The 8599-nt window shown below is 64.9% G+C and carries 7 protein-coding genes; 6 read left to right on the top strand and 1 reads right to left on the bottom strand.

The window, feature by feature from the left end; translation table 11 throughout:
* The first annotated feature begins 131 nt into the window (after positions 1-131).
* The 6 genes from ACEQZD_RS12060 (at position 132) to ACEQZD_RS12035 (ending at position 6563) form a co-directional block, all read left to right on the top strand.
* Positions 132-983: an energy transducer TonB gene (locus ACEQZD_RS12060; protein ID WP_370185801.1), complete on the top strand. Its 852-nt coding sequence runs from the start codon at positions 132-134 to the stop codon at positions 981-983.
* A gap of 88 nt (positions 984-1071) precedes the next feature.
* Positions 1072-2946: a PhoX family phosphatase gene (locus tag ACEQZD_RS12055; RefSeq protein ID WP_370185798.1), complete on the top strand. Its 1875-nt coding sequence runs from the start codon at positions 1072-1074 to the stop codon at positions 2944-2946.
* 132 nt (positions 2947-3078) lie between these two features.
* Positions 3079-4137: an NAD-dependent epimerase/dehydratase family protein gene (locus tag ACEQZD_RS12050; protein WP_370185795.1), complete on the top strand. Its 1059-nt coding sequence runs from the start codon at positions 3079-3081 to the stop codon at positions 4135-4137.
* Between the two features lie 98 nt (positions 4138-4235).
* The gene (locus ACEQZD_RS12045) at positions 4236-5663 is read left to right on the top strand and encodes a diguanylate cyclase (protein WP_370185793.1); all 1428 of its coding nucleotides are present in this window, start codon (positions 4236-4238) and stop codon (positions 5661-5663) included.
* A 247-nt stretch (positions 5664-5910) separates the two neighbouring features.
* Entirely contained in the window at positions 5911-6255 is a 345-nt protein-coding gene (locus tag ACEQZD_RS12040) for a toxin (RefSeq protein WP_370185790.1), read from the top strand.
* Positions 6252-6563, top strand: coding sequence for a DNA-binding transcriptional regulator (locus ACEQZD_RS12035; protein ID WP_194855767.1), 312 nt, complete (start codon positions 6252-6254; stop codon positions 6561-6563). The genes ACEQZD_RS12040 and ACEQZD_RS12035 overlap by 4 nt, the downstream gene beginning before the upstream one ends.
* Here the strand turns inward: ACEQZD_RS12035 and ACEQZD_RS12030 are convergent.
* Complete coding sequence (locus tag ACEQZD_RS12030) at positions 6560-8599, bottom strand: carboxylesterase family protein (RefSeq protein ID WP_370185787.1); 2040 nt, start codon at positions 8597-8599, stop codon at positions 6560-6562. The two genes, ACEQZD_RS12035 and ACEQZD_RS12030, sit on opposite strands and share 4 nt — an antisense overlap.

Raw genomic sequence — 8599 nt, 5'->3', positions numbered from 1 at the left:
GCCCGCGAGGCCAACGTGCAGGTCTTTATTCGTGCCGATGAAGACGCGGTGTACAGCATGGTTGTATCCGGCATGGCCTCGCTGCAACGGGCCGGGGTGACACAGCTCGGGTTGATTACCGAGGCCCCGCAATGACGGATGTGATCCGTGCCCACCACCTGCCGGAAGACAGCGTGTGGCAACGCCGCCAGCGGTGGCTGGCGGTGGCGATCAGTGTGCTGCTGCATGGCCTGCTGGCGTTGTTTCTGTTTGGCGACTGGATGCCGTCCACGCCGCCGGCGCCGGTGATTCAGACCCTGGAGGCCCGTCTGGTGACCTTGCCGCCGCCACCCCCGGAGGTCGCCCCCGCGCCCGCCCCGGAACCCGAACCGGAACCCGCCCCGGAACCTGAGCCGAAGCAGGCGGACCTGGCGTGGGAGAGGACTGAGCCGGAGCCTGAACCAGAGCCAGAGCCAGAGCCAGAGCCAGAGCCAGAGCCAGAGCCAGAGCCAGAGCCGGAGCCGGAGCCGGAGCCGGAGCCGGAGCCTAAGCCCGAGCCCGAACCCGAACCTGAACCTGAACCTGAACCTGAACCGGAGCCCCGGCCGGAATCCCAGCCCGAGGCGAGGGAGCAACCGCCGCGGGCGCAGGAAGAAGTGGCCGGCGAGTCCACCGCCGAGTCCTCGGCGCCGGTCTTTGTCCCCGAGCAGGTGGCCGCCAGCGACATCGAGAGCAGCTACCGGCCACTGAGCAAGGCACCGCCGAACTATCCGCGCCGCGCCCTGATGCGCGACATGGAAGCGGACTGCACCGTGACCTACACGGTCAACAAGCAAGGGCGTGTGGAAGCCTTGAAGATTGAGGAAGGCGAGTGCCATCCGCTGTTCGAGCAGCCGTCGCTGGCGGCGGCCCGAAAGTTCCGGTACAGCCCGCACAAGATCGACGGTAAAGCGGTCACCGTCACCGGCGTCAAAAATACTTTCCATTACCGGCTGAGTCGTTGAGCGCGCGGCCAGGGGGAATATCGTGAAAAAACTCCGTCAACAACATGAACACTTTCACCGGACCCTTGAGGCCCAGGGTGATGTGTCAGTGAATACGTCAACCAACCGGTCGCTGGACGACGTGATCCGGCTGCGTCGCCGCGGTTTTTTGAAAGGCTCCCTGGCGCTGGCGGTATCCGGTTTCATGGGCGGCTCGTTATCGGGCTGCGCTTCCGGAGGCCGCGCCGCGCCGCAGGGCTTCGAGGCGGTGCCGATACATACCGGGGAAGACTTCGACACCGTGGTGGTGCCGCCGGGCTATACCGCCCGGCCGTTCTTTTCCTGGGGCGACGCGGTGCTGGCGGACGCGCCCGCCTGGCGGCCGGACGCCGGCAACAGCTGGCAGGATCAGCTCAAGCAGGGCGGGCAGAACAACGACGGCATGCACTTCTTCCCGTTCCCGGACGATCCCAACGGCCGTGGCCTGCTGGTGGTCAACCACGAGTACGTCAATCCGACGCTGCATCGCGATGGCTTTGACTTCGTCGATGGCAAACGGCCGCTGGAACAGGTGCGCAAGGAGCAGGCCGCCCATGGCGTCAGCGTGATCGAGATTGCAAAAGACCCGGCCGGCCAGTGGCAGCGGGTCGTCCCCTCACGGTGGAACCGCCGCGTCAGCAATCTGACGGATATGGAAATCCGCGGTCCGCTGGCCGGGCACGATCTGATGAAGACGGTGGACGACCCGGCGGGCAAAACCGTGATCGGGACCTTGAATAACTGCTCCATGGGGTACACGCCCTGGGGTACCTACCTCGCCTGCGAAGAGAACTGGCACGACTATTTCGTCAACCGGGACAGCAGCGACCGGCGGACGTCCCATCGGCGTTACGGGATCCTCGATGGGGAGCGGGCGGACAAGTACGCCTGGAATACGGCGGAGCCGCGCTTCGACGCCACCGCCGATCACAGCCGGCCCTTCGGCGGCCACGTTCAGGAACCGCACCGCTTCGGCTGGGTGGTGGAGATCGACCCCTTCGACCCGGACTCCCGGCCCATCAAACGCACCGCCTTCGGCCGCTTCTGCCGGGAAGGCTGCACCGCCTCCCTGGGCGACGATGGCAGCATGGCGTTTTACTCCGGCGACGACTCCCGTGGCGAATACCTCTACAAGTTCGTGCCGGAGGGCCGCTACATCGAAGGCGACCGCGAGCACAACCGCCACCTGCTCGACAGCGGCACCCTGTACGTGGCCCGCTTCGATGGCGACGGGCGCGGCGTCTGGCTGCCGCTGGTGCACGGTGAGAACGGCCTGACCCGGGCCAACGGCTTCGCCGACCAGGGCGAGGTGCTGGTCAACGCCCGCGCCGCCGCCGACCGGCTGGGCGCCACGCCCATGGACCGCCCGGAGTGGGTGGCCGTGGACCCGAATAATCGGGAGGTGTACGCCACCCTCACCAACAACCACAAGCGTGGTCACGCCCACCCGATTAACGCCGCCAACCCCCGCCACGACAATCACCATGGCCAGATCATCCGCTGGCGCGAGCAGGGCGCGGATGTCACCGCCACCCGCTTCACCTGGGATTTGTTTTTGCTGGCCGGGGAAGCGCAAGGCGGCCACCCCGATCACCTCACCGGCACCATCAACGGCGATATTTTCTCTTCGCCGGACGGGCTGGCCTTCGACGCCGCTGGCCGGCTGTGGATCGAAACCGACTACGACGACCGGGACCCGTTGATGGAAAACATGGGCTGCAACCAGCTGCTGTGCGCCGACCCGCAAAGCCGGGAGGTGCGCCGCTTTCTGGTGGGGCCGCGCGGCTGCGAGATCACCGGCATTACCTTTACGCCGGACCAGCGCACCCTGTGGGTGAATATCCAGCACCCGAAAATCAGCTACCCCGCCAGTGATGGTGTGACCCGCCCCCGTTCCACCACCGTGATGATCACAAAAGAGGACGGCGGAGTGATCGGCACCTGACCTCACTCTTTACTCCGGCGACCCGCCGCACGTGCCGGGTAACCTAATGTCCACCTTGTTTGGCACGAAAGGCCCGTTACAGGTCCATCCGCCGGCGCCATGATGGTGGCCGACTTGGTAAAGGGGCTGACTATGCAAATCGATACGAGCACGCCGGTGATGGTCACTGGCGCCACCGGCTACGTGGCCGGCCGTCTGGTGGAGCGTTTGCTGGAAGAGGGCGTCACCGTGCACGCAGCGGTGCGCAACCCGGATGACAGCCACAAGCTTCAGTATCTGAACGCCATCGCGGAAAAAACGCCGGGTAGCATCCGCTACTTCAAGGCGGACCTGCTCTCACCCGGTTCCTACGCGGAGGCCATGGCCGGCTGTTCGGTGGTGTTTCACACCGCGTCGCCGTTCACCACCACGGTGAAGGATCCGCAAAAGGAGCTGGTGGAACCGGCGCAGCTGGGCACCCGCAACGTGCTGGAAACCGTCAACGAGACGCCGTCCGTGAAACGGGTGGTGCTGACCAGCAGCTGCGCGGCGATCTACGGTGACAACGCGGACCTGAAGCACACCGCCAGCGGCGTCTTCACCGAAGCGGACTGGAACACCAGCTCGTCGCTGGATCACCAGCCCTACGCCTACTCCAAGACGGTGGCGGAGAAAGAGGCCTGGAAGATCGCCGATGCCCAGGACCGCTGGGATCTGGTCACCATCAATCCGTCCCTGGTGGTGGGGCCGGGCATCAACCCGAACGCCACTTCCGAGAGCTTCGACATTCTGTGTCAATTCGGCGACGGCACCGCGCGCCCCGGCGTGCCCGATGTGGGCATCGGCGTGGTGGACGTGCGCGAAGTGGCCGAAGCGCACCTGCGCGCCGCCTACCTGCCCGAAGCCAATGGCCGCTATATCCTCTCCGGCCATAACACCGACTTCCCGGAGATGGCCGCCGTGCTGCGCCGCCGCTTCGGCAAGAAATACCCGATCCCCAAGCGCACCCTGCCCAAGGCGGCGGTATGGCTGGTCGGCCCGGTGGTGAACAAAACCCTCACCCGCAAGTTCGTCAGCCGCAACGTCAACCTGCCGTGGCGCGCCGACAACAGCCGCAGCCGTGAACAACTCGGCATCCAGTACCGCCCGTTGGACGAATCCTTGAACGAATTCTTCCAGCAATTGGTGGACAGCGGCCAGTTGAAGAAGTAACGGCGCTGGTCACTGCCGAGCCTTGGTCTACGGGGTGGTGTTGTGCGGTGGATGCTCTAAACTCCTGGTTGTCTTTGAAACCAACAATGAGATAGGTCATGTCCCACACTGACCCTTATTCCGACGGTCAGGCGCACAATGCCGGAACCGCGGCCCCCGGTGATTTGACGGCATTGTCGCCGTTCTCGCTGGCCAACCTGTTTGATACGCTCCCTGAAGCGGTGGTGGTGGCGGACCGGGAGCGCCGGGTGGTGTATATCAACGCGGCGGCGGAAACGCTGTTCGGCTACCGGCTGGCGGACCTGCGTGGCAGGAAAACCGAGATTTTCTACGCGAACCAGGCCGACTTCCTCAACATGGGTAAGCAGCGTTACAACACGACGGCGAGCCGGGGTTTTTCCGCGTACCGTGTCTTATACCAGTGTTCCGACGGGTCGCAGTTTTTGGGCCAGACGTCCGCAGGCGGCTTGTCCGGTGCTCAAGGGGAGATACAGGGGTACTTGGCGTTGATTCGGCCAGCTCGCTCCTTGGAACAGTCCGTGGACACGTTGCAGCGCTTGCATGCCATTACCGCCGATATGAAGCGGGATCATCGCGCCAGAATGGCCGATATTCTGGCGCTGGGGGCCAGGCATTTCGGATTGGACCTGGCGATCCTTTCCAGCATCCAGGGTGAGGTTTACCGCGTCGAGCATTGCCATGATCCGGCTGGTGGGCTGTCGCCGGGTACCACTTTTGATCTCGGCGGTACCTATTGCGTGCATGTCTTGAGCGCGGATGGGCCGGTGGGGTTTCATCATGCCGGGGAAAGTGAAATCCGTACCCATCCGTGCTACCGAGATTTCGGCCTGGAGGCGTATATCGGCAGCCCTATTCAGGTGAACGGGGCGTTGTACGGCACGCTGAATTTCTCCTCGGTACGAGCCTGCGAGCCCTTTTCCCGTGATGATCTGGTGTTGATGCAGCTGCTCGCTGACACCGTGGGTTACGAGATACACCAGAGTGCCATGCAAAAGCAGCTGGGGGTGCTGGCCCGTACCGACGAACTCACCGGCCTGGCCAATCGGCGTGCGGTGATGGAGTCGCTGCGCTGGCAGATGTCGCATTCACTGCGGTCCGGCCTGCCGCTGACCATAATGTCGCTGGATCTGGACCATTTCAAGGCTATTAACGATACCTGGGGGCACGCGGCCGGGGATCAGGTGCTGCGTGGCTTCTCCGAACTACTTGGCGGCGTGACCCGAGAGGTTGATCTGTGCGGCCGGCTCGGCGGGGAGGAGTTTATCGTAGTGCTTCCGGACACGGACGCCAGCGGCGGCTGTGTGGTGGGTGACCGGTTGCGCCGTCGTCTCGCGGGGACCCCGATGCCGGTGTCGGAAAGGGAATCGATCCAGGTCACGGTGAGTGCGGGCCTGACGTCGCTGCAGCCGGAAGATGACCTGGAATCGATGCTCCAACGCGTCGACCTCGCCCTGTATCAGGCCAAGCAGGGCGGCCGTGATCGTTTGTGCGTTGCCCAGGAGTAGCCCGGTATGACGTATGGCCCGCGGCCCGGCCTTAACCTGGCCTGACTGACCCCCCCGCACACCAACCACAACGACCAGATCATCCTGCGGGGCTTCGCTCACCCGCAGCAAAAATCTTACCTGTCAGCGAGCTAATTGCTGACAGCACGCCCCGTGTGTTGCCGACATCTCTTTGGATTCAGTCGCTCTAGAGTGGGCTGAAGGCTGATTGGCCGCCCTTTTAATATATACGCAGGTAGCGTACAGTATGGATGCTGTGTTCGTGGAACTGGCGCCCTTTCGCCGTCATCGCGCGGGGTATCTGGATGATGACGCCTATCGGTTGCTGCAGCAGCTATTGATGTCGCGCCCGGAGGCGGGCGCCCTGATGCGCGGGACAGGCGGGCTTCGTAAGCTGCGCTTCGCCGATGAGCGCCGGGGTAAGGGCAAGCGCGGGGGCTTGCGGGTTATTTATTATTGGTGGCGCGGTGGCGGCCAGTTCTGGCTGTTCACTCTCTACGGTAAGGACGAAGCGAGTGATCTGACCGCTGAGCAAAGAACCGCGTTGAAGAGGATGCTGCAGGTAGAAACAGAGGCCAGGAGAGGCTTATGAAACGGGATCTGTTTGCCGAACTGAAAGAGGGCTTCGCGGAGCTTGAAGCCGAGCGCCACGGGAAACTCACCCTGCGCGACCAGCCCGCGCGCTGGGCGCCGGTGGCCGGCTTTGATGCGCAGGAGCTGTTGGCGCTGCGCGAGAAGCTGGGCCTGTCGCGGGGCGTGTTCGCGACCTACCTGCGGACCAACCCCCGTACGCTGGAAAACTGGGAGCAGGGGCGGGCCAGGCCGAACGCCCAGGCCGCCATTCTGCTCCGCCTTATCCAACAATACCCAGACACTCTGGAGCGCCTGGCGCGTCTTTAATCCAGGCCCATGGCCGCGTCGACGCCGGTTTCCACCGAGGCTTCCGTATCCTGGCGGATCTCCAGGTAGGAGTCGTTGGCCTCGGTGTAGGCTGGCCATTGCAGGCTGGACGGGCTGGGGTCGCCGGTCTTCGCGAAGTTGGTCCACATCGTCATCATCAGCTCGCTGACGGTGGCGTCGTCGGCGCCGTACTGCATGGACAGGAAGATGTCCTGCGGGTCGCCGGCGCTGCCGGTCACGCCGTTGCCGTTCAGGTCGCCGATCTCCGGCCGTGTGCCTTCCGGCGTCAGCACCAGGCCGAGCAGGAAGTTCTGCACCAGCCCGCTCGGGTGGTTGAACAGATAGGGCAGTTCGCAGCCGTGGCAACTCTGCAGCCCCAGGGCTTCCCAGCCGTCCGGCACCCGGGTGAACTTGTAAACGTACTGGTCGGATTGGTAATCCTGGGAACGCTGTTCCAGCCACACCGGCAGGGCGCCGCGCAGGCTGGTGTAGTCGCCGGCGGTGACGCCGGCCATCAGCGGCACGTCGCTGGGCATGCCGTCGAGCACGTTCTGGTAGTAGGTTTTCGGCTGGTAGTAGTAGTCCGCGTTGGGCCGGTAGGTCTGGCGCGGAATGTTATTCTCCGCGTCGGCGTCGGTGAAGGCGGTCCAGGGCAGTTGCCGGGCTTCTTCCAGGGAGTCCACGCCGACCCGGTCGAACAGGGCGCTGCCGATGGCTTCCGATTCGGCCAGGGAGTCCGCCGGCACGCTGTCGGTGTCCAGCGGGGCGAAGCCGCTCATGACGATGGCTTTGTGGAACAGGCCGGTGGCCTGCGGCGAGTTCATCAGCGAGTAGGTTTTGCCGCCGCCGCCGGACTGGCCGAAGATCGTCACGTTATCGGCGTTACCGCCGAAGGCGGCGATGTTGTCCCGCACCCATTCCAGGGCCATTACCAGATCCATCTGGCCGTAGTTCCCGGAGCCGCCGTAGCCGCTTTCCTCGCTGAGGTCCGGGTGGGCGATGTAGCCGAACGGGCCCAGTCGGTGGTTGACGGTGACCAGCACCACGCCCTTTTTGGTGAGGCTGTCCGGGTTGTTGTACTGCTCGGAATTGGCGGACAGGATCGCGAACGAGCCACCGTGGAACCAGACCATCACCGGCAGGTTTTCGGCGTCCTTGGGCGCGGTGACGTTAAGGTACAGCGAGTCTTCGCTCATGCCGCCTTCGTTGATGCTCTCCAGCGCCCGGTCCTGGGCGGATTGGTCCGCCCACTCCACCGCGTCGCGCACGCCGTTCCAGGGTTCCGGCGCCACCGGCGGTCGCCAGCGCAGCTCGCCCAGCGGCGGCTTGGCGTAGGGGATGCCCAGGAATTGCCAGGTGCTGTCGTCGGCTTCGAAGCCGCGCAGCTCGCCGCCGGTGGTGCTGACCACCGCACGCGCGCCGGTGGACCGGCTGAAGTGCGCCAGCGCGTCGGCCGCGTCACGAACCTGGCGCGGTCGCGGGTCGGTGTCGGTGAACAACGCGTTGTTCTCCAGCTCGGTCACTAGCGATGCCAGACTGGTGCGGAAGCTGTCCGTGGCCTGGTCGAAATCAATGCCCGCCGCGTTGTCCGAGACCAGGGTACGAATGGCCTCGGTGATCTGGATGCCGTTGTTGAGGTCACCGTCCTGATCCAGCGTTTGCAGCAGAACCAGCTTGTTGCTGACGCGGTCGTCCTCGGCGGCGTCGGCGCCCTCGGTGATCGTCAGCGGGGTCAGTTGCCGGGCGCCCTTGGCGCTGCCCAGCGGCAGGTCGCCGATGGAGAAGGTGAGGGTTTCGCCATCCTGGTATTGGAACTGGCCGGCGTCGTGGGTGACCCCGGCGGCGCTGTCGGTGCCGGCGTAGTCGAGACCGGCCACCGGGCTGCCCACGAAGGTGCCGGTGCGGGTGGCCGGGCCGGCTGAACCGCCGTGGTCATTGTCGCTGTCGCCGCCGCAGGCGACCAGCGCCAGCAGCAGGGGCGTAACGGCGGCGGCCAGCCAGGCCGGCCGGGCGCCGTGTCGTTGTGGGTGTGTCAT

Origin of the sequence: Alloalcanivorax sp. (assembly GCF_964221125.1) — a bacterium.
In the GTDB taxonomy this organism is placed as follows: Bacteria; Pseudomonadota; Gammaproteobacteria; order Pseudomonadales; family Alcanivoracaceae; genus Alloalcanivorax; species Alloalcanivorax venustensis.
This window is presented reverse-complemented; position numbering and strand designations above follow the sequence as displayed.